Below are 544 nucleotides of genomic sequence, written 5' to 3' on the forward strand. Positions count from 1 at the left end.
CTGAAGTTGCTAGCTAGTCACGGTTACAATCCAGAAATGGGAGCCCGTCCACTTCGCAGAACCCTGCAAACAGAAGTGGAAGATAAGTTGGCAGAACTCCTCCTTAAGGGAGAACTTGTAGCAGGCAAGACCCTCAAGATTGGTGTCAAAGCTGGTCAACTAAAATTTGATATTGCTTAAAAATGGAGAGTCAGGAGCAGTCCTGATTCTTTTTTTTCTACTTTTTTATAAAAAAGTAGAAAAAACTATTGACAAAACAAAAATATAGTGTATAATAAAAACATAGAAAATAAAAATATCAAAAACTATAAAAAGGTAAAACGTTTATGAAAAAGAAAACAGCAGTGGTATTTGGGACCTTTGCCCCTCTTCATCAGGGTCATATCGATCTGATCCAGCGAGCGAAGCGTCAGTGTGACCAGGTCTGGGTAGTCGTTTCAGGCTACGAGGGAGACCGAGGTGAGCAGGTAGGTTTAAGTCTTCAAAAACGATTTCGCTATATCCGAGAGGCTTTTCGGGATGACGAGTTGACCTCTGTCTGCAA

At 40.8% G+C, this 544-nt stretch carries 2 protein-coding genes; both read left to right on the forward strand.

Annotated features, from left to right (window positions below):
- The coding region (locus tag GMD1S_RS08885) for a hypothetical protein (protein WP_000663836.1) at window positions 1-180 on the forward strand (180 nt) is incomplete at its 5' end.
- Window positions 181-326: 146 nt separating this feature from the next.
- A partial coding sequence (locus tag GMD1S_RS08890; protein ID WP_000730565.1) for a pantoate--beta-alanine ligase occupies window positions 327-544 on the forward strand: 218 nt, incomplete at its 3' end.

The sequence above is a fragment of the Streptococcus sp. GMD1S genome (genome assembly GCF_000296875.1).
Classification (GTDB): domain Bacteria; phylum Bacillota; class Bacilli; order Lactobacillales; family Streptococcaceae; genus Streptococcus.